Genomic DNA, 24235 nt, shown 5'->3' on the forward strand with positions numbered 1-24235 from the left:
GTCAGCGCCGTCGGCTTGAATTTGGCAACGCCACTAGCTGGCGAGCAAAAGCTCCACCGCGCGCGGGAGCTCAATTGCGAGCGGCATCAAGCCTTGCTCGACGAGAAAGCAGAGTTCGTTGCGCGAAAGCGCTTGCGGATCGACAATCACGTAATGGACGTCGGACGAGCGCTTGGTGATCTGCCGCGCATAGGTGCGCAGCAGTTGGTCATTGAAGCGACAGCCGATGAACAGAAAGCTCCGCTGGGTCCGTCTTTCCTTGATGATGTCGGGAATCGGCGTTTGGATGTCGATCTCCGTCAGCACCTCGACATAGTCGGCATCAGAGATCAGAAAGTTCTTTGCCGGCTCTACGCTGCCATGCGGCTTGTACAGCACCGTCGCCCAATTGCGAGCCGCGGTGCCGTCGACCTCTTGGCCTGCCGAATCATAGAAGCGATAAAAGTGGTCAGTATAGAGGCCGGCCCGGCTGATACCCTGCACCTCGCCCCATCCATCGCGCTCGCCGAGCGCCGCACGCATGGCGCTATCGTACCAGGTGTCGACGATCATCGGCGGCGATAGAGACGCAAGATGATGATGCAGCGCCGTCGGCTCGACCGGCACAACAAAGGCCTGAGCCATTAACCTCGTCAGGGTGAGACGATGTTTGTTACTCTCTATATATTGCGCCGACGCCCACGCATTGCCCTTGGCCCGTCGCGGCAGTGCAACCTTGGTGGCAAAGAAGGCGGCCAATGTCTCAGGCGTCGTCGGCACATCCGGCCGGGACAATTCGGCAAGGCCAGGTCCAAGGTAGGGAATGACGCTGCCCGCACTCAGTCTGGCCGCGAGTTCAGAGAGAATCGCCTCCGTATCGGCTGCACTGGCAAAATCGATGCGCGGAGGCGCCTTCATCGCTCGCCGCCGCTTTCGCCGCGCTTCCTGGCGTTGATCGTGATTGGCAAGGGAGTGTCGCTTGCCATCTCGGGCAGGTCGAGTACCCAGCCATTGGCGATCCTGATCCAACCGCCCCAAAGCGTCTCATACTCGGACTCCACGATCGGCTCTTCGAGATCTTTCTTCGGCACGTAAATCGACAAACCCGCGTCCGGAGAGCGGCGGATCATGATTTTCATGACGTCAACTCCCTGGACTGCGACGCGTCGCGGGGTGAACTGGAATACTCCCGCGACATGGCGCGCAGCTGAGCCACGATGTCGGACAGCACGTGCGCGACCCGAGCGACCTCCTCGACGGTGGTTTCACGCGACAGGGAGAATCGCACCGCCCCGCGCATGCTGCTTGCCGGCACGTCCATGGCGCGCAGAACATGAGATGGCTCCGATGAGCCCGAGCTACAGGCCGAAGCGACGGAAGCGGCAATGCCGGCACGATTGAGATGATGCACAATGGCTTCGCCCTCGAGATGGTCGAAGGCGACGATTGTCGTGTTCGGCAGCCGGCTACTGAGATCGCCGAGCACCGAGCAACCGCCGTTATGCAAGATGGCCTGCTCCAGGCGATCGCGCAAGGAGCCAATGCGAGCGCGCTCCGGCTCGAGCCGTTCCGCTGCGAGCTCCGCAGCTTTGCCGAGACCGACGATGCCGGGGATATTCTCAGTTCCCGCGCGGCGCCCTCGCTCCTGAGATCCGCCCCAGATCAGCGGTCTGAATTTTGTGTCTTTGCGCAAATAGAGCGCACCGACGCCTTTGGGGCCGTGCAGCTTGTGAGCGGACAGCGACAGCATGTCGATAGCACTGTCACTCAGGTCGATGGCCAGCTTGCCTATGGCCTGCACCGCATCGGTGTGAAACAGGGCGCCTGCCGCGCGCGTCAACCCGGCAAGGAACTCGACCGGGAAAATCGTGCCGGTCTCGTTGTTGGCCCACATGACCGACGCAATCGCCGTGCGTGGTCCAAGGGCCCTGCGAAACGCCTCGATGTCGAGCCGGCCCCGCGAATCCACGCCGATCACATGCGTCGTGACGCCCCTTGTCGCCAATTGCTCGACCAGGGCAAGAATAGCCGAATGCTCGACGGAGGTCGTGACGATCTCGTCGCGCCCATCCTGCGTTGCAAGCGCAGAGAGGATGGCAGCGTTATTTGCCTCGGTTCCGCCGGAGGTGAAAACGATCTCGTGATCGTAGGCACTGCCTAACAATCCCTGCAAGCTGCGGCGCGCCTGTTTCACGGCCTTCGCGACCTCACTGCCAAACGCGTGAGCAGATGAGGCATTACCGAATTGCTCGGTCAAGAACGGCAACATGGCTTGCACGACGGCGGGATCCGCTCGCGTGGTGGCATTGTTATCGAGATAGATCGGCATTCAGGGCCTCGCTCAAACCCGTGCCTTGGCCGCGGCGGCAAGTGGGATCAGGCCGACGAATTTGCTGATCCTTTCGATCAGCCGCGCCTGAATGCGTTCGAACGTCCGATCGGACAGCTTGCGGAGCACGGAGGCGCCAGTCGGCTTGACGATGCTCCTTCCGCGGCCAATCTCGACGAAACGGCCATCGCCGCCATCGCATCGCAGATGGGGCGGAGTCTTCTCGATCACGGCGCGAATGGATTGCTCCCGATCCTTTTCGGTAAGCGGCGGGTACTTCAGTGGCTCGGGGACAAGCACGCTTTGGTTCCTTGTCATCAGCCGAACGATTTGCCGCAGGAACAGATCGAGCCGGCATTCGGATTATCGAAGATAAATCCCGAGCCCTCCAGCTTCACCACGAAGTCGATCGTCGTGCCGGCGAGGTGATCACGACTCATGTCGTCGACGAAGACCTTGATGCCGTCGCGCTCGATCACCGTCTCGTTGGGGTTCGCCTGCTCAGCCAGGTCCATTGCATATTTGAACCCGGCACATCCACCGGCTTCAACCATGATCCGCAGGCCGCGCGCTGGCTGCGCCGACTTTGCGAGCACGCTCTTGACCGCATTCACCGCGCTGTCTGTCAGATTGATCATCACTCACCCTCCACTTAACTGAGCAGCGCTTGCGAATTGGCAATTCGCATGCCAGCGACACCCGCCTTTGACAATATTGGCCTTTTCGGACCGCGCTGTTTGCTTTGCAACGCATGTCGGCTTCCTGACAAAAGTATGGACGGCGCGGCGACGGGCCGGCTGGTTACTTATGTATTGCGCTGCTCCCGCATGAGGCACGTCACGGCAACGAATTTGCATCGCGCCTGGTGCCGGCGGCCCCGTCCGGCGCCCGTTCGACGAGGACGACTAGCATGCAACATATGCCCGAAGAACCAGAATGCTCACCGCGGGTTTTGATGGACCCGGTCTGCGTAGACGCTGATTCCATTCAGCTTGTATTTCATAATGATGACGACACGCCTGTCGGTTTCGTCGTGCGCTTGCTGCGGGAGGTATTCGGAAAGCAGCAGCGAGATGCTGTTGCACTTGCCGAGTTCGTCTGGCAGCAGGGCAAGGCCGTCTGCGGCCCCTACCCACCCTCCGTTGCGAAAGCGCTGCTAGAGGAAGCACAAAAGCGCATTCGCGCCGCAGGATTTCCCTTGCTGATCACGAGTGAAGCCGCTAGCAAGGCGGATACAGCCGACCTGTCCGATGTGCAATTCGAATATGCCTGTGATGCGCTGGACTGGCACTTTGCAAATTTCTTGCCGGGAGAACTCGCCACCACGGCGCGGCATTTGCCGGCCTACATGCGCGCCGACGTTCAGGTCGCGATCGACAAGCTTTTTGCTGACCCAATCCGCTTCTTCGGCGCGTATGAACGGCATTGGGACGAGGCGCTTTCATTCGCTCGAATGAAACGCCGTGGATCTGATGCGATTTCACTGGTGCCGCCGCAATTTGACGAGATCGATACGGGCGAGCTGGCGCCAGCCAAATGTTTGCGTAACGGCTTGTGGCTTTGCCAAGCGAGCGAATTCCCATACGCCGTCGTGCTCTCGCATGATCGCGAATTTCGCCGCGAGACCCGGATCCGCATTGAAATAATCGTTCCTGCGCGCGATACCGGCGACAGCTTCGTGCAATGCTGCTTTGATGAACTGGAAAAGACCATCCACTCTGCATGCTCATATCGTGGCAAGATCATCTCGCTCGACGAAGGTGCGGATTGCGCCGGCGGCATCAGCGGTGTGACGCTACATCGGCTGCCGAAGGTCAAACGCGAGGACGTCATCTTGCCCGAACGGGCACTCAAGTTGCTCGATCGCAGCGTGTTGGGCTTCGTCGATGCCCGCGATGAACTCCGCCGGCTCCGCCAGTCGACCCGCAAGGGCATTCTGCTCTATGGCCCGCCCGGCACTGGCAAGACCCACACGGTCCATTATCTCGCCACTAACCTGCCGGGATACACCACGCTGATCATCACCGCCGAACAGCTCGAACTGCTCGGCAGCTATATGGCACTGGCACGCCTGCTGCAACCAACAATGGTCGTGATCGACGATGTCGATCGGACCGCCAGCAACAGCAGCATTTTGACAGCATGCGAGGTGTCCTTGCTGAGCAAGCTGCTGAGCGAAATAGACGGCTTGAAGGAGGATGCCGATATCCTCTTCGTGCTCACCACCAACCGCCCCGACCAATTCGAGGTCACCCTGGTCGATTGCCACGGCCGCATCGACCAAGCGATCGAAATACCGCTGCCGGACGCAGCCAGCCGCGGCAAGCTGATCAGGCTCTACAGCGGAGGCTTGCCACTTGAGGGGGAGATCATTGCCGAAGCCGTCCGCAGTACCGAAGGGGTCAGCGCCTCGTTCATCAAGGAGCTGATGCGGCGCGTCACACAATCAAGTATTGCGCGTGACGGCGGGCATTCTGTGATCACAGCCGATGTCCACGAAGCGCTCGATGATATGTTGTTCGCCAGCGGTCGGCTCAACGCGAAGCTGCTCGGCGGATCCCAGGCGATCGCCGCGGGGGCACGAAGCGGAGCAACTGGCGCAATCGAATCCCCTCGAAAGTCAAGGAGAGCGCGGCATTAAGGCCAGTGCCTATTTGTACGTCCGCAAACTCGCAAGAGGAGGACGCCGAACGCTGCCGCCAGGAATGGATAGGCCCGTGCCCCGGAGGGCGCTGGCGGACCAAACCACACAGCGCTGCAATTAGAAAACGACCAGCGTTACGACCGAACCGAACAAAAGAAGCAGATCCATATGCGCTGTAGCCCACGCGGTCCGACAATGCTTACATTTTCGAAGCAATGATGCGGCAACGCGCGTCGCGTTTCTGACGCGCTTGTTCGGCGATCGCAGCCTCGTTGCGCATTTCTCCAGGAATACCCCGATGAATTGCTGCGCTTGCAACGGCAAGACCTTTGCATTGATGGTCTCGCCGGCGAAAACGTGTCCGGCAATCAGCTCAGATTGAGGACGATCTTCATGACTGCAATCGAGAACACCCCGCTCGGCCGCCTGGAAAAGGAGGGGCGCCTGCTCAACGCCGTACTCAAAGGCGGGACCACTAGGCCGGGCCGGTTTGGCTTTCGCGGCGATATCGCACTGAAGTTTCAGGTGCAGGTCGCGGACGAGAAGCGGCCGCCGGATTATTCGATCGAGCAGGTTCTGACGGTCGCCCAGGAAGGGGAAAGCACTATTCCGGTGCTGGCCGGCTATCTGCACTCCCTCGCTTATCTTGCTGACGTCGCAAACGTGCTGGACGGCGCGCTCGGCCCGGAGGATCGCTATTTTATATTCTGCAACAACATTGACCTGTTGGCGAAATACCGAACCAAACTGGGCAATGTCACCTTCCACGTGCTGCCATGCGATGAATCCACAGTCTGGAAGGAGATGATGGACCTGGTCGGGGTCAACAAGGATGACATCAAAAAGCTGGACGCGGGCGGCAAGCTCGACTACCTGCTCGACGCGGCAAAGGAGCTCGATGCGTCCTATGATGAGATTTCTTACGAAGACGCACTGAAGAGAATGGCGCCTGTGAAGAACCGCAACGAGAACCGGCCGGTCTGAGCGCGCCGCTTCAGCTCTCGCCGGCGCGATCCTCCTCGACAAGTCGCACGCCGATGACGCATATATCGCCGTCCAGAACCGTCAACGCGACCGGCGTGAGCTCTCTGTCCTTACAAGGGCCGTCGACACAGCGGCCAGTGCCAAGCTCGAAGGTTGAGCCATGCTTGCCGCACATCAGCCGGATTCCGCATGGATCGAGGAATTCGTTGCGCTCCCAGTCCAGATTGACGTCGTTGTGTGGGCATTTGTTGAGATAGCCAAGCACCTTTTTGCCCCAACGCACCACAATGATGGACCACGGCCTGTGCTTACCGTCGTCTCCGACGATCATGAGATGGAAGCCCATGGCCCGGCGGCTTGGAATGTCATTGAAGCCACAAATGGCGTAGATGGTATTGGGCTCAACCCCTTGCTTGGTCATAACCACACACCTTTCATTGACCACCCTGCGTCAGGCCCACAAAAATCATGGCGGTACCGGACCGCCCGCCTTTCTGAGGAGCCCGACTCACGGCGCCGCAAGCGACGTCCGAAACCAATTGCGGACGGACAACGATCGACTGGTCTGCGCGAGCATTCGGCTCTGTAGCGCACCACAGACGCATCTCCGCGGTTACTGGAAATAGCTTTCCTTTTGGCCTGCCGACTTTTCCAAGTCCGTGGACGAGCTAAATCAGCACTTCGGTATCCAAATACGGTCTTCAATGTTATGCGAACCGGAGGGTCGTGACTGGCATTTCTCTCCTGCAAGAACTCTTTGACTCGTGGATGAGTTGGGGAAATCAGGAGGGATCCGTGTTGTCGCCGACCAACAATGGGCGGCTCGATGGCAAGGATGTACGCGACGGCCCTTTCATGCAATCAACGCTGTCTATTGAGTATCGAGGTTTGTCCGAAAAGGCTTGTCGACCAATGCGTTGTATGTCCACGGTCGGCGGTTCGCGAACATGTGCACGTTTGCCATAAGGTTCTTTTGCCGCGCACTGCTGATCTCCACGAAGTCGAAAACGACCTTGTGCATGTCAGGATAGTTCGGTGTAGCGACGTCGACATTCCAAACTGGGAACTGAGCAGGAGGAACAACCAAGCTGCCGCCGCCGAATGGCGCGTCGACGCGATTGGCCATGATTAGGGCGCAACGGTTATCTACGGCCCGCGGCACTGCGAGCAATGTACGCTCCTTACGATCCTGTAGTCGGGCCGGCCACAAGATCACATCGGCACCATTTGTCCCGAGGCAGCGCGCTGCTTCGGGAAACATTCCGTCATAACCCATCATGATTCCGATTCGTCCGAACGGAGTGTCGCTCACTGGATACTCGAAGCCAGCAGTGGCCCAAGAACGTTCGTCGGCGAAAAGGTGGACCTTGCGATAGGAGAACAGCACCTTGCTTTCGGGTCCGACAAGGAATGACGTTGGATAAAGACGACCATCCACCTCCTCGACATTAGGCACCAATATCGCGCACCCGTTGGCCTGGCACAGCAAGCCAAATCTCTCGAGAAGCTCTCCATTTTCAGCAGACAGACGTTTAGCCTCAGCGGCGTCGACCCGCCAGTTCGATGAAGCGAAGTATTCCGGCAACACCATAAGCTGAATTCCGAAACGCGCGGCATGTCCGACCTGCTCAAAGACTCGGTTGAGCGAAGTGACATGCGCCTCGGACACGTGGCTCTGCACGGCTGCCATGTTGAATGCCATCTCGCCAGGGATGATCGGTCGTTTGCTGACCTCGGCGACTGCGGTCTCGTCATAGGGTAAAGTCAAAACCTGATAGGTGTCAGGACGGCGATCTGCGAATTTGTCCGAACCGAGCGGTTGCCGCTTGTTGTCGGCAAGGGTCGGATCAATGTCGCTGACGGCCATGCCATGAGTATCGTAAGCAACCTTCGCCCGAAGATTTCCGGCAGGGTCGACAATCATGCTTCCGCCTGGATAGTAGATCGAGCGTTCCTGGCCGGACTTGGTGGCCGCACAAATCCAGACGCCGTTCTCAAACGCCCGGGCCGGGCGCCACATGTCAGCCTGATCGATCAGGAAGAAGTTGGCCATATCCACAATCACTTGCGCCCCGCCGAGCGCCGTGCAACGTGGTATCTCGGGAATGCGTCCATCGAAACAAATCATCAGGCCGATGCGACCCAGTTCGGTCTCCGCGACGGGAAAGCCGCGTTCGCCAAACGCGAACCAGTTCTGATCGTGCGTCGTAAGAAACTGCTTTTGATAGTGCACGACGAGGTCTCCCCTCCTGTCGAGAAGGACGCCTGCATTGAAGACTTTCTCCGCCGTTGGATCCCACTCCGTCATGCCGCTGGCGATAAACATGTCATACTCACGCGCAAGCTTTGCGAGAGCATTCACGAACCGTCCATTAGCCGGATCGGCCACTTGCCGCGCATGAGGGATCGAGTCGTACAGGTATCCAACATTCATGCACTCGGGAAACACGATCAATCGCGTTCTCCGAAGTGCCGCCAGTTTGATGTAGTGGGCGCAAATCTCAAGATTCGCTTCCACATTTCCAAGCACCGCGAGGGTCTGCACCGCAGCGGCGCGATATTCATAAGATTTCATACGACGCTCCATCGTGCATCGACAACGACCGTTAAACCGGCGGTCGCCTACATGTTCTATTCTTCCGGTGCAGGAGAACGTAAGTCAGCCTCCATCAAATTTGGCTCGCTGTCTTTAGATGCGTACTTAAGCGCGCGGCGCGAACAGATAGATGGCTCGATCGGACCAGCCAACCCAGGGCGGCATCCAGGCCGTTTGTCGTGTTGCGATTTTCGCGAGGCGCCCCATTGCAATTGTTAAGGGGGGAGTCTTGCCGATAGAGCGAGTTGATGGGCAACCGCTCCATCGGCTTGCTCCTTTATTCGGCAATTAGGTGAGCTCCATTCGAGTGCGCTGGCCTAGTCTGTGCTAACACCCCGGCTCCAAAGTTGCGTAGTCCATTCATCGGGTTCACGATGGGCCTAAGAATGGAGAGGCGGACATATGCGCTCCAGCCGCGTTTGCGGAAACGTGGGTCTGACAATTGGTCGGACAAACCCTGGCGCAGGCGCCGCAGCCGATGCAGGCACCCTGGTCATTCATGACCATGATTTTCTTCTCGACCTCATCATCGTCGTCGAGTTCAACAAGTTCGCCGTCCTCGTTGATACCCTTCAATGTCATGACGTCACGACCGCAGACTTTAAAGCAGCGGCCACAGCCGATGCACTTCTTGGCATCGATCGCGCTCAGGTAGTCCGGCGTCCAGTCGCGCCCGTCGCGCGTTGCAAATGACATGATGGGGATCCCCTCTACGCCTTGTCTAACGCCTTCAGGTCCTGGCTCCGGCGCTCGAGTTCGGCGTAGGCATCGTGCGCTTTCTGGGCGACCGTCATGATCGAAGTCCAGTTGACGGGTAATTCTTCCGAAAGGTCGTGCAGATCCATTTTGGCCTGCAGCGCTTTGGACGACAACTTCTTCAATTCTGCCATTAGTATCTCGCGATCGCCCATGCGCGGCCCTCAATAGTTCGCAACTTCGGGGAATTTCCTGATCATCTTGATTCCATCCCGGACATACTTGTTACCTTCGCTGGCAAGCTTTGCGAGATTTTCGAATCCGAAGCGATGCACATCGCGAAGCTGCTTGTTCACCGCGATCAGGCGCCCCGCGATCAGCACCATGCGACCAAAGCCCTCATGGTGCATCTTCAGCATCGGCTGGATCATCACGTCGGTCGCCTTCTCGATCGAAAGGGCGACGGCGTTGAAGAACAGCTCGAGCCGCCAGACCGTGTCCGGATCGGGATCGCCGATGACCGGCAGTGCGCGTCGCTTCTCCTTGTCCAGAATATAAGGCTCGAGGAGATCGAGATCGCTCTTGCCGGCCCAGGCCCCGCTCATGTCCTCAGCCCTCCAAATCCTGACCAGCTCTTTGACGAACGGTGCGTCGAACCCGCCAGCGGGTTGCATGACGTCTGCAGCCTCGGTCATGTGATCCTCATTCGTCTAAATCGAATGTACGCTTCTTGTCCTTGGCCAAGGCTTTTCGTAGCCATGGCGGGGGCCTGCCCTTCAGCACGCGCTCGAGCTTTTCGAGCAGCACCTGGATACTCTCTGGCTTGTTGACCCTGATGGGATGGATGTTTCTGGCCACCACTCGCGCAGCGCCGGAGCCTCCGATGGCACCGACATAGAGGATGGCGCAATCCTTGATCGCTTCGATCTTGGGCGCCAGCTTGTCCTCGTCGCCGTCTTCCTTCAGTTCGCCGTCGAACTGAACCGCTTTCAGAAATACGTGCCCGCCTGGCCCGACATCGTAGACGGCGATATTCTTCGCCCAGCCAAAATGGGCATCGACGCGCCTGAGATCTTGGGTAGCGAATGCAACTTTCATGCAATCGACCTCTCTGTTGAGCCGACAGGACTTCGTCGGCTGGGTCCTAACGGCAGCGTCGAGCCCCGCCAGCTATCGGGCGTCGGGGCATGATTTTCCTCGCGGTCGGCGATCACCAGATTGGCGATATTAAAGATCAGTTCGCGCGTGCCCCGATAGCCGACCGATAGCTGGTGTCCTGCCCCGAGCCGGTCGAACATCGGAAAACCCGCCCGATGGAACGGAATCTTAAGGCGCGTCGCGGCTTGCCGACCATGCGAATGCGTGATCAGCAGATCGCAATTCCTGGTCCTGGCAAGCTCTTCCAGGTCCTCCAGATCGCCGATCTGCACCTCTTTGGTCTTGATCTGCTCCAGCACCGTCGACTGCGTGGTCGTCACGGCCGCCGTTACACGGGCGCCCATCTCGTGCAGCATGCTGGATAGGTCAAGCAACAGGTCAGGTTCCGCGCCGATCGCAAGTCTGCGGCCGCCGATCTGGAAATGCGCGTCCAGCATCGCATCGACGAGCTGCCCGCGCTGGCGCCGATACCTTGCTGGAACAGGGCGGCCACTGATCTCGCTCAAAAAAGCCATGAAGTCATCATTGGGAACTAGGCCGCACAGCCGCTCAAACAGCCGAAACGGCACCCCGGTCTTCTCTTGCATGGCCTCTGCCGCCCGCCGCATTTGCGCACCGATCGCAATTGTCCAGCCGGCTCGGCCCATGCGCGCGACTTCATCGATCCCAATGCCGCCGGTCGTCGTTGGCGTGAAGCGATCGGGAATATGCCCATCCAGCGAACCCGCCAGGTTGGGCAGGAACGATGGCTGCAGGCCGAAATCCTCAAAGATGATCCTCAGTTCGTCGAGATCACCTGGCGTGAGGTGACATCCAGGAAGCACATTTACCTGCGCAGGATTGCGCTCGGCCCCCCTCGCCGGCGCCTCAACCAGCACCTCGACCATACGCACGACCGCTTTCCCCCAGCCGTCCTGGAATGCGTCCTTGAAATCGGGCGTCGAGACATAGACCAGAGGAAGCTTGTCGAGCTGCGGGTGCTTCTCCCGGATCAGCTTGATGTAGGCGTCGACATCGTCGCCATTGGTTTCGGTCACGCCGGTCGAACAGATCCCGATGATCTCCGGCTCGGCGCGCTTGTCGATATTGAGTATCGCCTGCTCGACATTTTCATAGCCGCCGAGCACCGTCGTCACCTCGCTCATCGCTGTTGTCTGCAGCGGAACCGGCTCCTTGAAATGCCGCACAAACAGTGTGAGTCCAAAGGACGTGCATCCCTGTGGGCCGTGCAGAAGCGGCATCGCTCCGCGAAGCCCCATAAAGGCGAATGCTGCGCCGATCGGCTGGCTCATCTTGAGCGGGTTGACCGCACAGGCCTTCTTTGACGCGGTGACAAGGACCATGACGCCACCCTATCCCGTGGCCTGCAGCGTCGCCGGCCACCAAGAGATCGGCCTGCCCGCCAGGATGTCCTCGATCCGCCGTCTGCAACAGCCACCGACCGCGGGGGTATGCTGTGTGACCGCTTCGACGCTGGTCAGGTTATGCGAGCGAATCGCATCTTCGATCGTGCCGAGGTCGACCGTATTGCAGAAGCAAATCCTTCTCGCGCGCGGGGTCTTCTGCGTCAGTGCCCGGTCGGCGACAATCTCAATCGGCTGCACGTCGAGCTGCGCCATCGCTCGGGTCTGCCTATCGTCGGCCGCACGGTCCCACGGTGCCGGTCGACGCAATTGCTCCCACATCGGGTTGAACAGCGCTTTGTCGATCTCCTCGACCAGCTTGACGATGCCGACATAGCCCATATAGGCGTGGCAGCGCTCCTGGTTGATATCGAGCCATGGCATCGCCGCTTTCAGCGCGACGAACTGCGATTTGCCGCCCGAGAGCATGATGTCCGTTTTCGCGTCCTTCAGCATCTTGTACATTTCGCGCGGAGTCATGTCCTCGATCATATGGGCGTCCTGCCCCATCAAATGCTTGATTCGCTCCTTGTCCTCTTTTGTGGATTTCTTCACGCTGGTTCCGACCAGTTCGAGCCCGGCTTCCTGCAGCGCGGCAACGATCGACCAGGACTTGACGCCGCCGGTCATCAGCAAGACCTTTTTGCCTTTGAAGCGTGGCCTGTACGGTTCGATTGCGGCCCTGGCCCGCGCTTCCTCGCGCACGATCACCGCCTCGGTGCGTCCGATCAGATCTTCCGGCGCGCCGCGCTTGACCAGGAGCTGCGCAATCTCGCGCAGTGCGTCGCTGGAGTCCTGGATGCCATAGAACGAGCCCTCGAAGAACGGGATGCCGTAACGCTCCTCCATCTTGCGCGCGACATTGATCATCGCCCTTGAGCACACCATCATCGCAGCGCGCGCCCGGTGCGATGAGGCGACTTCGTGGTATTTGCCATCACCTGCGATACAGCACAGGATGCGGATACCGAGTTCGTCAAACAGCGGCTTGACCTGCCAAAGCTCGCCGGACAAATTGTATTCCCCGATCAGATTGATGTCGTAAGGTGTGGTGTAGTCCGGCTCTTGCGTTCCGATGACATGCTCGAGCAAGGCCTCGCCGGCCAGCTTGTTGCCGAGATTCTTGGAACCGACAAAGCCCGGCGAATTGACGGGGATAACCGGCTTGCCGAATTTTTTCGAAGCGGCTTTACAGACAGCGTTGATGTCGTCGCCTATCATGGCGGGAACGCAGGTCTGATAGACGAAGATGGCCGGCGGGTTGCATTTGTCGATTATCTGCTTGATCGCCTTGTAGAGCCGCTTCTCGCCTCCAAACACAATATCGGTCTCGGCCAGATCGGTCGTGAATCCGGTGCGCCACAAGTTCGGTCCCGATGATGCCGAGCCGCGATTGTCCCACGAATTGCCTTCGCACGCGATCGGGCCATGTACCAGATGGGCAACGTCGGTAAAAGGTTGCAGTGCGACCTTGGCGCCGTCGAAGGCGCAGCCGCCGGCGGCGCTGCCGGGCTGCAGCTGTTTGGTGCAGCCCTTGTTCCGCTCGGTTAGCGACTTGTTGGCATTCTTAGCGCAGCCCGGCTCGTTGAAGACCTCTTGGACCGTGGCTGGTAGCGAACTCATCCGGCTTTTCCTCTCACGCTATCTGGAAGGCTTGCCCATGCTGCGCTTCTGCCACCGCCGATATTGTCCGGCGATGGCGCGCGCGCGTTGATCCTCATCAACGAATGATGTCGAAGCTAAAGTCGGTCTTGCCTAGGACATTCGTCTTCTTGTCGATCTCATCGAAGATCTTGTCGAGGATCTTCACCAGCACGTTCATGCCGCCCTGATAGCCCCACACCGGCGAGCGGTGATGGTGATGGCGGTCAAAGATCGGGAAGCCGATCCGGATCAACGGAACGCCGGTGTCGCGTTCCAGATACTTGCCATAGGTGTTCCCGATTAAAAGATCGACCGGTTCGGTGAATAGCAGCGAGCGCATGTGCCAGAGGTCTCGACCCGGATAGGCGTGGCAGTTTTTCCCGTAAGGCGAGCTCGCAAATAGCGCCTGCATTTTCTCGACCCAGGCCTTGTTGCCGTTGGTGGACAGCACATGCGTTGGTTCGGCGCCGAGTTCGAGCAGGAAAGCAGCTAACCCGTGGCAGAGGTCCGGATCGCCATAGATCGCGAACTTTTTGCCATGGATATGCGCGCTGGAATCAGCCATCGCGTCGACCAGGCGACCGCGCTCTCGAGCGAGCTCCTCCGGAATCTCGTTGCCGCTGATGCGCGACAACGCCATGAGGAATTCATCGGTTGCGGATACGCCCACTGGATAGTTGAATGCCAGGACCTCCTGGCCATGGTCGGCAATGAACGGCAGCGTCTTTTCCGTGCACCACTGCTGCATGGAGATCGTTGCCTTGGCGTGAAGGGCACTCGCAGCGTCTTCGAGCGAGGTGCCGCCGTCATACATCCGGAACTCGCCGTCTGTTGGCGTATCGAAAACGTCGGAATTGTCGGCGAGGATGGTGTATTCGATCCCCATCAGCTCGAAGATGCGCTTGATCTCGCGAAGGTTGCCGACAGTATAGCCGTCGAAGCCTCCGATGAGGTTGATCTTGCGGTTCGGCTTGCGCTCAAGCTTGTCTGCGGTTCCGGCCTTGCCGTCCCAAAAATGCTCCAGGATTCCCTTGAGTGCATTGTCATAGCCGGTGACATGACTGCCGACGAACGCCGGGGTGTGCGCGAACGGAACGTCGAAATCCGCTGGCACCGAGCCTTTTTCCTTCGACGTTTTGATGAAGGCGTTGAGGTCGTCACCGATCACCTCCGCCATGCAGGTGGTGGAGACCGCAATCATCTTGGGCTTGTACATGTTATAGCTGTTGGCGAGCCCATCGATCATATTGTTCAGGCCGCCGAATACCGCAGCGTCTTCCGTCATCGAAGAGGAGACGCAGGAGCTCGGCTCCTTGAAGTGCCGCGACAGATGGCTGCGGTAATAGGCCACGCAGCCTTGAGAGCCATGTACGAAAGGAAGCGTACCCTGGAAACCGACGGAGGCGAACACCGCGCCGAGCGGCTGACACGCCTTGGCCGGGTTTATCGTCAGAGCCTCCCGCGCGAAGTTCTTTTCGCGATATTCAGATGTCTTCGTCCACTCCTTGATGCGTTCGACCTCGGCAGGATCGCGCGGATTCTCAAACATCTTCTTGTTGTCCAGCATCTGCTGGTATTCCGGCCCGCGAAACAGGTCGAAGTGATCGAGCACATGGTCTGCACTCTGCGCCATGGTAAAGCCTTTCAGGTATCGTGATTAACGTCGTCCCGTCTCTTGACAGAGAGCAGGGTTGCTTCGCGTCATTCTGCGGCCAAGAGCTTCGGCCTTGGCACGTCCTTCCAGGGCGCCTTCAACTTCTTCCAAATCGGCGAATTGACCGCCATGTCCATGTCGCGCGCGAAGATCGCAAACCCGTCATAGCCGTGATATGGGCCTGAATAGTCCCAGGAGTGCATCTGCCGGAACGGCACACCCATCTTCTGGAACACGTATTTTTCCTTGATCCCGGAGCCGACCAGGTCGGGCTGGATCTTCTCGACGAAGCGCTCGAACTCGTAGCCATTGACGTCGTCGTAGATGAGCGTGCTGTCTTTCACATAGTGCTGGGCGGTGCGCTGGTAGTCATCGTTGTGTCCGAACTCATATCCGGTGCCGACGACTTCCATGCCGAGGTCTTCGTATGCGCCGATCACGTGACGCGGACGCAATCCGCCGACGAACAGCATCACCGTCTTGCCCTCCAGGCGCGGGCGATATTTTGCGATCACGGCGTTCACAAGCGGCTGGTACTTTTCGATCACCCGCTCGGCGCCCTCCTTGATCTTGTCGTCGAAATAGCCCGCGATCTTGCGCAGTGATTCTGCGATCTTTGCAGGCCCGAAGAAGTTATATTCGCACCAGGGAATACCGAACTTCTCTTCCATGTGGCGCGAGATATAGTTCATCGAGCGGTAGCAATGCAGAATGTTCAGCTTTGCCTTCGGGGTTGCCTCGAGCTCGGCCAGCGAGCCATCGCCGGACCACTGGGCAATCACGCGCAGGCCGATTTCCTCGAGCAGAATTCGAGACGACCAGGCGTCGCCGCCAATATTGTAATCGCCGATGATTGCGACATCGTAGGGGCTCGGCTCGAACCTCGGCTTGCCCTGTGGGCCTCCCTTGTCGAAAATCCAGTCGCGCACCGCGTCATTTGCGATATGATGGCCTAGGGACTGCGATACGCCACGAAAGCCTTCGCAGCGGACCGGCACGATGGTCTTGCCGCCGAATTCCTTGGACTTCGCTCTGGAGACCGCCTCGATGTCATCGCCGATCAGGCCGATCGGGCATTCCGACTGGACGGTGATGCCGTTATTGAGCGGGAACAGCTCCTGGATCTCATCCATGACTTTGACGAGCTTCTTGTCGCCGCCGAACACGATATCCTTTTCCTGGAAGTCGGAGGTGAACTGCAAGGTCACGAAGCTATCGATGCCCGTCGTACCCACGTAATAGTTACGGCGCGAACCCCACGAATATTGGCCGCAGCCAACCGGGCCGTGGCTGATATGAACCATGTCCTTGATCGGCCCCCAGACCACGCCCTTGGAACCCGCGTAGGCACACCCGCGAATTGTCATCACGCCGGGTATGGATTTGATGTTGGACTTGACCCCGCAGTCCGACCGGCCGGCCTCGTGAATGTTAAGGTGCTTGGCGCGTCGTTTTGCGGTCTTCTCCGGGTAGACCTTCAGCACCTCCTCGATCAGCTCTTTGTTGCGCGCCCTGATCTGTGCGGTGCTATAGGTCGTGGCGAGACTCATGCTGATGTCCTTTTAAGATTTCCTGTTGCAACGGCGGCTCTTGGCCACGACTTTTGCAACGTGTGTGCCAGCTGAGCGTGAACGCAAAACTCATCTTATTTCCAATGACTTAGTTTGCGCCGCGCGCAGCGATGGACGCTTGTTGCGAACCCGACATCGCACTTCGTCCAGATCAGGTGTCCGTTCGGCCGTGTTCGAAACAAAACAAGGCGAGCTCGGCCGTGAATGGGCCACGAAAAACGCCGATGACTAGCGGGATGCGGGATGTGGTCCGGCATGACTTGAGCGAAGCCACCGCGCGTCGAGCAAACCGCACGGCAGCTCGGCCCATGGAGCTCGCCAGGACCAAGGCGCCAAAAACGCCGGTAAGTGCTCAGCTTCGTCGGTCGCGGAGCTGCGCACATCCTGCATGGTCATACCGCTCGCCGCGCAATCTCGTCGGGCCGCACAGCGAGCCAGATCGCGGCAAGCTCGGCCGCTCAGGAGAACAGGCGCTCCGCCTTGATCAGCGCGCGCGCGAGCGTATCGATCTCTTCATATGTGTTATAAAGAGCAAAGGAAGCGCGGCACGTCGCAGGCAAGCCAAAGCGCGCGAGCAACGGCATCGCGCAATGAGTCCCGGCGCGCACCGCGACCCCGGAGCGGTCAATGACGGTCGCGATATCGTGCGGATGCGCGACCTTCATGTCAAAGGACATGATCGCGCCCTTCTCTGCCGCCGTTCCGATGAGGCGCAGGGACTCGATGCTCTGCAGCTTTTCCTGCGCGTAAGCCAGCAGCGCGCTCTCGTGCTTGCGGATCCGCGCCTTGCCGATCGAATTAATGAAATCTATAGCCGCGCCCAAACCGATCGCCTGGACGATCGGCGGCGTGCCTGCCTCGAACCGGTGCGGTGGATCACCATAGATCACGCCCTCGCGCGAAACCTGGCGGATCATCTCACCGCCCCCATTGAACGGTGGCATCGTCGCCAGATTGGCATATTTGCCGTAAAGCACGCCTATGCCCGTTGGCCCATACAATTTGTGGCCCGTCATGACGTAGAAATCGCAATCAATGTCGCGGACATCGACATCCAGATGGACGCCCCCTTGTGAGCCGTCGACCAGCACCGCAATGCCGCGGGCATGCGCGAGACGGACCACGTCCTTTACCGGAACCAGCGTGCCGAGCGCGTTCGACATCTGGGTGATCGCGACGATTCTGGTGCGCGAGTTAAGGAGCTTTTCGAACTCCTCGATCAGGAAGTTGCCCTCGTCGTCGATCGGCGCCCACTTGATCACGGCACCATGGCGCTCCTTCAGAAAGTGCCACGGTACGATGTTCGAGTGGTGCTCCATGATCGAGAGAACGATCTCGTCACCCGGCATGATGCGCTCACGGCCAAAAGTTTGAGCAACCAGATTAATCGCCTCGGTAGCGCTACGGGTAAAGATGATTTCTTCGGTTCGATGTGCGTTCACAAACTGCGCTACCCTGGCCCGCGCGCCCTCATAGGCCTCGGTCGCGGCGTTGGCGAGGTAATGCAGCCCGCGATGCACATTTGCATATTCGCTGCAGTATGCCTGCATCATACGGTCGAGTACGACCCTGGGCTTTTGCGCGGATGCGGCATTGTCAAGATAAACCAGCGGCTGGCCATGGACCATCGTGGCGAGCGCGGGAAACTCCTTGCGCAGACGATCGACGTCGTAGCCACCATTGCTAACCGCAGGATGCGTGTTCATCGCCGCGCCTTGAGCCAGTGGTCGGTTTGCGCGGTCGCAAAATCGCGCAAATTATCGTTGGCGATCCCCTCAATCGCCTCACCAAGGAACGCCCGAATCAGCAGCGCTTGCGCATCGTTCTCGGACAGACCGCGAGCGCCCAAGTAAAACAGGAGACTCTCATCCAACCCGCCTGATGTCGCTCCGTGGCTGCAATTCACGTCGTCGGCAAAGATTTCGAGCTCTGGCTTATTGTCGGCCTCGGCCTGGTCTGACAGCAGCAGCACCCGCATCGTCATTTTGGCGTCGGTCTTCTGCGCGTCGGGACGAGCGATGATTCGCCCCTGGAACACCGAGCGGCCGGCCCCATCAGCGACCGCACGAAAATTCTGACGGCTAACGCAATGCGGCGCGGCGTGATCGACCACGAGTGTCGTGTCTGCGTGCTGCTTCTCCATGAGCAAGTTGACGCCGTTCATGGACAGCTCGGCCTCCTTGCCCGCCAGCGTGATGAAATCCTGATAGCGGCTGACGGCGCCGCCGCGGGCCATGTCGAACAGATTGAGTTTGGCCCTGGAACCAACTGCTATGATCTCCGAGGAGATATTCGCTGCGTCGGGCGCATCTGCCCTCACGCGAAGATGCGAGAGGCCAGCCTGATTGCCAACCAGCACGATTTTGACATTGTTGGCCTGATAGCCGCCTGCGCTTTCGGCCGCGACAAAGCTTTCCAGTACGGTTCCCTGCGCGCGATCGTCGAGGTGCAGATACGAGCGTGTAAAGTGAGATGCGGCGGAGGCGGTTGCGACGTGAATGACATGAAGAGGACGCCTCAGTGCCGTGCCTTCCGTGATCGTCACCACGACGCCATCAGTTGCCATCGCAGTATTGAGCGAGATCATCGCATCAGCGGTCGTCGACAGCACCAAGCCGGCCATTGCGTCGCTCGCCGAACTTTCCAAAACCTCGCGCAGCGTCCGTACGATGACGCCTTTTCCGAGCTTGGCCACATCAGACAGACTGGGTACGAACACACCATCAACCAGCACCAGCTTGATTGCGCCTTTGAATGCCGCTTGCTGGACCGCAGCCTGCGCCCTCCTTAGCGCGGACGCATCTGGCGTGTCAGCGAGCAGCAGCACATCGCGCATCAATACGCGCAGATCTGTGTACTTCCATTCTTCGACGCGCCGGTGTGGCAGGCCGACCCGCTCGTAAGCCTCAAATGCTCGCGCTCGAATGTCGGCGATACGACCCACGCCGGGCAAGCGCCCGCGCGCAGCCGCGAAGACGTTGTCCGCCGCCCGTTCCGCATTGGCTTTATCCTCCGGCATAGCTTTAGCCAGAACCAGATCCATCGGAAAATCCCCTGCGCGTCAGGCCGCGTTCTCGAATTGGGCGTAGCCAGAGGCCTCGAGCTCCAGCGCGAGCTGCTTGTCGCCGCTCTTCACAACCCGCCCTTTCGACATCACGTTCACGACGTCGGGCACGACGTAATTCAAAAGCCGCTGATAATGCGTGATCATAATCATCGATCGGTCCTGCGAGCGCATTGCGTTGATGCCCTCGGCCACGATCCGCAGCGCATCGATATCGAGACCAGAATCTATCTCGTCCAGAATGCACATACTGGGTTCGAACAGCGCCATCTGCAAAATCTCGTTTCGCTTCTTCTCGCCGCCGGAAAAGCCGACATTGACGCCCCGCTTCAGCATGCTCTGCGGAATGTTGAGTTGCTTGGCGACCGTGCGAGCCTTCTTCAGGAAATGCGGCGTCGAATATCCGCTTTGGCCACGCGCCTTGCGCTGCGCGTTGAGCGCGGTACGCAGGAAGTTCATGGTGGTCACGCCTGGAATCTCTACCGGGTATTGGAAGGCAAGAAAGATACCCTTGGCGGCGCGCTGGTCCGGCGCCAGCGCGAGCAGATCTTCGCCCTTGAACAGGATCTGACCTGCGGTGACCTGATAGCCGGGCTTGCCTGTGATGACGTGGCCGAGCGTTGATTTTCCCGAGCCGTTTGGTCCCATGATGGCATGCGCCTCGCCCGCATTGACCGTGAGGTCGAGCCCGTGGAGGATCTCGCGACCCTCGACACAAACGTGCAGATTTCTGACTTCCAGTAACGGCATTCGAGCTATCCCTGACGTACATCATCGGACCGGCAAGCCACTTTGGCTGGGCTCGCTAAAGCCGTCATTATCCGACCGATCCCTCGAGCGAGATCGAGATCAGCTTCTGCGCCTCGGCTGCGAACTCCATCGGCAGTTTCTGCAGCACCTCTTTGATGAAGCCATTGACGACGAGGCTGACAGCTTCCTCCTGCGACATTCCCCGCTGGATGCAGTAGAACAGCACGTCCTCGGAAATCTTCGACGTCGTCGCTTCGTGTTCGAACGTCGCCGAGGAGTTCTTGGCCTCGACATAGGGAACGGTGTGCGCGCCGCATTTGTCGCCGATCAGAAGCGAGTCGCAGGTGGTGTGGTTGCGCGCGCCAGCGGCGTTCCGATTTGCGCTGACAAGACCGCGATAAGTGTTCCGCGATTTGCCGGCGGCGATGCCTTTGGAGATGACCCAGCTCGACGTGTTCTTGCCGAGATGGAACATCTTGGTGCCAGAATCGACCTGCTGGAAACCGTTTGAGATCGCAATCGAGTAGAACTCGCCGCGCGAATAATCGCCGCGCAGGATGCAGCTCGGATATTTCCAGGTGATCGCCGAACCGGTCTCGACCTGAGTCCAGGAGATCTTGGAATTCCTGCCGCGGCAGTCGCCACGTTTGGTGACGAAATTGTAGATGCCGCCCTTGCCTTCCGAGTTGCCGGGGTACCAGTTCTGCACCGTCGAATACTTGATCTCGGCGTCGTCGAGCGCCACGAGCTCGACCACAGCAGCGTGCAGCTGGTTCTCGTCGCGCTGCGGCGCGGTGCAGCCCTCGAGATAGGAGACGTGGGAGCCCCTGTCGGCGATGATCAGCGTACGCTCGAACTGGCCGGTGTTGCGCTCGTTGATACGGAAATAGGTCGACAGCTCCATCGGGCAGCGCACGCCCGGCGGCACGTAGACGAATGAGCCATCAGAGAACACCGCCGAGTTCAGCCTCGCGAAAAAATTATCGGAAATCGGCACCACCGTTCCAAGATACTTCTGCACCAGCTCGGGATGCTCGCGGATCGCCTCCGAGATCGGCATGAAGATCACGCCAGCCTTCTTCAGTTCCGCCTTGAAGGTGGTCGCAACCGAGACCGAATCGAACACGGCGTCGACCGCAATCTTGCGGTTCGCCGTCTGCTCGCCGCCGGGCGGCGGCTCGACGTCCTCGAGAATCGCGACCTCCCGCAGAGGGATGCCAAGCTTCTCGTAGGTCTTGAGGATTTCCGGATCGATCTCGTCGATCGAGGCGAGCTGTTTCTTCGGCTTCGGCGCCGCGTAATAGTAGATGTCCTGGTAATCGATCTGCGGATAGTGGACGCGGGCCCAGGTCGGTTCAGTCATCGTCAGCCAGTAGCGATACGCCTGAAGGCGCCACTCCAGCATCCAGGCCGGTTCATTCTTCTTTGCGGAGATGAAGCGGACGGTGTCCTCCGACAGCCCCTTCGGAGCTTTGTCGGATTCGATCAGGGTCTCAAAACCATATCGATACTGATCGACGCCGATGCGAGCGACGCGCTCAGCCGTCTCTTGTGCCGCTACCATTGCCCGCTCCGCTCGCCCTGGGACGATTCCGACAATTTCCAGCGCCAACTGCGGCGTGCTCTCCTAGCCGCAAACGCGATCGCGTAAGTCGCTAGTTCGGGGTTCAAGACGGGCCGAACGAAGCGACCGATCACATAGTTCGCTAACTCCAATCGCGTCTTGACTTTGATGCGCGCCGAGGACCCACTCATCGACCACTCCTCTAGGCCGGCACACAGGTGTCGGGCACCGGGCAGACAGCCGCGCATTGTGGCGCGTCGAAATGCCCATCGCATTGGGTACACTTCGCCGGATTGACCACATAGATGTCGTTCTTGAGACTAATTGCGGCGTTGGGGCATTCGAACTCACAAGCGCCACAGACGGTGCACTGGGACGCGATTATCTTGTAAGCCATGCGGTTCCTTGGACAGGAGATGCGGGACGGCTTCATCCCTTCAAGCCTCATGCCAAGCGCCGAGCCTTGATTTGTCTCGGCTATTTTCCGTCGCATGTTGCAGCTTGGACAGCTTGTCGCAAACCCTACAGTACGCAATCCCAAGGCTTGATTTCGATGCTGTCCTTGTTCAGCTCGTAGCCGGTCCGCCGCCCGCACCGCGCAGCTATCATTGCTGACCGAATTGGCTCTACGTTCCAGAGCAATTCAATCCGCGCTCAAGAGGTCGATGGGGTCAAAAAAAGGGCCACTCCAAATGAGTGGCCGAAGTCAGGGAGGAAACGCCCTTAAGGGCCTCTGGGATCAGGCCGCAGCCTGTTCGATCGGCGAAAATGGCAGGCCGAGGCTCTCGGCCACAGCCTTGTAAGTCAGCCGGCCCCGATGGACGTTGAGGCCCGCGCGCAGGTGCGGATTTTCGAGCACGGCAGCAAATCCCTTTTTCGCGAGCGCCAAGCCGAATGGCAGCGTGGCGTTGTTCAAGGCCTGGCTCGATGTCAGTGGGACAGCTCCAGGCATATTGGCTACGCAATAATGAATGATGCCGTCCACCTCGTAAGTTGGATCATCATGGGTTGTCGGGTGTGACGTTTCAAAACAGCCGCCCTGATCGATAGCGACATCCACGATCACCGCTCCCTTCCGCATCGAGCTCAACATGCCGCGGCTAACAAGTTTCGGTGCGCTGGCGCCCGGAACAAGCACCGCTCCAATGACGACGTCCGCCGCAAAGACCTCCTGCTCCACGGCGTCGATTGTCGAGAACCTGGTACGTACGCGTCCCTCGAAGAGTTCATCCAGCTCACGAAGCCGCGGTATCGAGCGGTCGATGATCGTAACCTCAGCACCCAAACCCACCGCCATGCGTGCCGCATGCGTTCCGACGACACCTCCGCCGATCACCACGATGCGAGCAGGCGGAACACCGGGCACGCCACCGATCAACAGCCCCCGGCCGCCGGCATACCGCTTCAGGGCGCTACCTGCCGCCTCGATCGCCAGCCTGCCCGCGACCTCGCTCATTGGCGCCAGCAGTGGAAGGCCGCCATGCGGGTCAGTCACGGTTTCGTAGGCGATTGCGGTGCAGCCGGATTTGAGTAGTCCCTCGGCCTGCTCGGGATCGGGAGCCAGATGCAGATAGGCGAAGAGGATCTGGCCCTCTCGCAGCTGAACCCATTCGGATGGCTGGGGTTCCTTGACCTTTACGATCATCTCGCTCGAGGCGAATACCTCACGCGCGGACCCCAGAATAGTTGCGCCAGCGTTGCGATAATTGTCGTCGGTTGCGCCAATCCCCGCGCCGGCGTTGGTCTCGACCATCACGCTGTGGCCGGCTGCCACATATTCGCGGACGGCTCCCGGGGTCAGGCCCACGCGATATTCGTGCGCTTTGATTTCCTTGGGAACACCGAGCTTCATTTGCAATCCTCCCTGCCTCAGCATTCCTTTTAGTCGGAAGGACGCTGCAATACTGATGAGGAGGCGGCCAGATGGCGCAGAAATTCTGCAACATCTAAGCTGTTACGCAGGATTTCGGACAAACGGGTCCCGGACGGATCGATATGACATCCTTGCGGAGCTTGCCACGTCGAGCAACTGTCGAGAACGATCCATAAAGCAACGAAGAGGTCCGATGATGTGAAGGGTTTCGGACGCCGGCCGCTTGAGGGACGGCGCCGCGTATTCGGCGGCCGGCGTCCGAAAGCCTCCAAGGGAGGAAACCGCGCTTAAGGGAACGTGAGGCGGTGCTGCAGGCGCTATGGGGA

The 24235-nt window shown here is 59.2% G+C and carries 23 protein-coding genes; 2 read left to right on the top strand and 21 right to left on the bottom strand.

Annotated elements, in window-relative coordinates:
• Window positions 1-33 precede the first annotated feature (33 nt).
• The 5 genes from AC628_RS00315 to AC628_RS00335 are packed head-to-tail and all read right to left on the bottom strand — an operon-like array spanning window position 34 to window position 2946.
• Window positions 34-897 (bottom strand): SIR2 family NAD-dependent protein deacylase, encoded by an 864-nt coding sequence (locus AC628_RS00315; protein ID WP_074124725.1) that lies wholly within the window; start codon window positions 895-897, stop codon window positions 34-36.
• On the bottom strand, window positions 894-1118 hold the full coding sequence (gene nifT, locus AC628_RS00320) for a putative nitrogen fixation protein NifT (protein ID WP_074124726.1): 225 nt from the start codon (window positions 1116-1118) through the stop codon (window positions 894-896). Before nifT ends, AC628_RS00315 begins: the two co-directional genes overlap by 4 nt.
• Entirely contained in the window at window positions 1115-2308 is a 1194-nt protein-coding gene (gene nifS / locus AC628_RS00325) for a cysteine desulfurase NifS (protein ID WP_074124727.1), read from the bottom strand. The genes nifT and nifS overlap by 4 nt, the downstream gene beginning before the upstream one ends.
• Window positions 2309-2320: 12 nt before the next feature.
• Window positions 2321-2608, bottom strand: coding sequence for a NifU family protein (locus AC628_RS00330; protein ID WP_074124753.1), 288 nt, complete (start codon window positions 2606-2608; stop codon window positions 2321-2323).
• Window positions 2609-2625: 17 nt separating this feature from the next.
• Complete coding sequence (locus AC628_RS00335) at window positions 2626-2946, bottom strand: HesB/IscA family protein (protein ID WP_074124728.1); 321 nt, start codon at window positions 2944-2946, stop codon at window positions 2626-2628.
• A gap of 272 nt (window positions 2947-3218) precedes the next feature.
• Between AC628_RS00335 and AC628_RS00340 the strand changes: the two genes are divergently transcribed.
• Window positions 3219-4949, top strand: a complete 1731-nt coding sequence (locus AC628_RS00340; RefSeq protein WP_245320956.1) for an ATP-dependent Clp protease adaptor ClpS — start codon at window positions 3219-3221, stop codon at window positions 4947-4949.
• A gap of 396 nt (window positions 4950-5345) precedes the next feature.
• Window positions 5346-5936 (top strand): hypothetical protein, encoded by a 591-nt coding sequence (locus AC628_RS00345; protein WP_074124754.1) that lies wholly within the window; start codon window positions 5346-5348, stop codon window positions 5934-5936.
• A 10-nt stretch (window positions 5937-5946) separates the two neighbouring features.
• Here AC628_RS00345 and AC628_RS00350 read toward each other — a convergent pair whose 3' ends face one another.
• From AC628_RS00350 to ald, 16 genes are all read right to left on the bottom strand, one after another.
• Window positions 5947-6357, bottom strand: a complete 411-nt coding sequence (locus tag AC628_RS00350; RefSeq protein ID WP_074124730.1) for a Rieske (2Fe-2S) protein — start codon at window positions 6355-6357, stop codon at window positions 5947-5949.
• Between the two features lie 450 nt (window positions 6358-6807).
• The gene (locus AC628_RS00355) at window positions 6808-8511 is read right to left on the bottom strand and encodes a carbon-nitrogen hydrolase family protein (protein WP_074124731.1); all 1704 of its coding nucleotides are present in this window, start codon (window positions 8509-8511) and stop codon (window positions 6808-6810) included.
• A gap of 390 nt (window positions 8512-8901) precedes the next feature.
• Complete coding sequence (gene fdxB, locus AC628_RS00360) at window positions 8902-9228, bottom strand: ferredoxin III, nif-specific (RefSeq protein ID WP_074124732.1); 327 nt, start codon at window positions 9226-9228, stop codon at window positions 8902-8904.
• 14 nt (window positions 9229-9242) lie between these two features.
• Window positions 9243-9443, bottom strand: coding sequence for a CCE_0567 family metalloprotein (locus tag AC628_RS00365; protein ID WP_074124733.1), 201 nt, complete (start codon window positions 9441-9443; stop codon window positions 9243-9245).
• 9 nt (window positions 9444-9452) lie between these two features.
• Window positions 9453-9923, bottom strand: a complete 471-nt coding sequence (locus AC628_RS00370; RefSeq protein WP_074124734.1) for a NifX-associated nitrogen fixation protein — start codon at window positions 9921-9923, stop codon at window positions 9453-9455.
• Window positions 9924-9930: 7 nt separating this feature from the next.
• Window positions 9931-10326 (bottom strand): nitrogen fixation protein NifX, encoded by a 396-nt coding sequence (gene nifX / locus AC628_RS00375; RefSeq protein WP_074124735.1) that lies wholly within the window; start codon window positions 10324-10326, stop codon window positions 9931-9933.
• Window positions 10323-11729, bottom strand: coding sequence for a nitrogenase iron-molybdenum cofactor biosynthesis protein NifN (nifN, locus tag AC628_RS00380; protein WP_074124736.1), 1407 nt, complete (start codon window positions 11727-11729; stop codon window positions 10323-10325). The genes nifX and nifN overlap by 4 nt, the downstream gene beginning before the upstream one ends.
• A gap of 9 nt (window positions 11730-11738) precedes the next feature.
• On the bottom strand, window positions 11739-13412 hold the full coding sequence (nifE, locus tag AC628_RS00385) for a nitrogenase iron-molybdenum cofactor biosynthesis protein NifE (protein ID WP_074124737.1): 1674 nt from the start codon (window positions 13410-13412) through the stop codon (window positions 11739-11741).
• Between the two features lie 97 nt (window positions 13413-13509).
• A complete protein-coding gene (gene nifK, locus AC628_RS00390) occupies window positions 13510-15066 on the bottom strand; it encodes a nitrogenase molybdenum-iron protein subunit beta (protein ID WP_074124738.1) in 1557 nt (518 codons plus the stop codon).
• A gap of 68 nt (window positions 15067-15134) precedes the next feature.
• Window positions 15135-16637 carry a nitrogenase molybdenum-iron protein alpha chain gene (gene nifD, locus AC628_RS00395; protein ID WP_074124739.1) on the bottom strand — a complete coding sequence of 501 codons (1503 nt, stop codon included), beginning with the start codon at window positions 16635-16637 and terminating at the stop codon, window positions 15135-15137.
• A gap of 479 nt (window positions 16638-17116) precedes the next feature.
• A complete protein-coding gene (locus AC628_RS00400; RefSeq protein WP_083632500.1) occupies window positions 17117-18364 on the bottom strand; it encodes a cysteine desulfurase in 1248 nt (415 codons plus the stop codon).
• Entirely contained in the window at window positions 18361-19701 is a 1341-nt protein-coding gene (gene sufD, locus AC628_RS00405) for a Fe-S cluster assembly protein SufD (RefSeq protein ID WP_083632501.1), read from the bottom strand. The genes AC628_RS00400 and sufD overlap by 4 nt, the downstream gene beginning before the upstream one ends.
• Window positions 19702-19719: 18 nt before the next feature.
• On the bottom strand, window positions 19720-20472 hold the full coding sequence (gene sufC, locus AC628_RS00410; RefSeq protein ID WP_074124742.1) for a Fe-S cluster assembly ATPase SufC: 753 nt from the start codon (window positions 20470-20472) through the stop codon (window positions 19720-19722).
• 67 nt (window positions 20473-20539) lie between these two features.
• Window positions 20540-22036, bottom strand: coding sequence for a Fe-S cluster assembly protein SufB (gene sufB / locus AC628_RS00415; protein WP_074124743.1), 1497 nt, complete (start codon window positions 22034-22036; stop codon window positions 20540-20542).
• Between the two features lie 202 nt (window positions 22037-22238).
• Window positions 22239-22433 carry a 4Fe-4S binding protein gene (locus AC628_RS00420; protein ID WP_074124755.1) on the bottom strand — a complete coding sequence of 65 codons (195 nt, stop codon included), beginning with the start codon at window positions 22431-22433 and terminating at the stop codon, window positions 22239-22241.
• A gap of 342 nt (window positions 22434-22775) precedes the next feature.
• Entirely contained in the window at window positions 22776-23888 is a 1113-nt protein-coding gene (ald, locus tag AC628_RS00425; RefSeq protein WP_074124744.1) for an alanine dehydrogenase, read from the bottom strand.
• Between the last annotated feature and the right edge of the window lie 347 nt (window positions 23889-24235).

This window comes from Bradyrhizobium sp. NAS96.2, assembly GCF_001908235.1.
GTDB lineage: Bacteria > Pseudomonadota > Alphaproteobacteria > Rhizobiales > Xanthobacteraceae > Bradyrhizobium.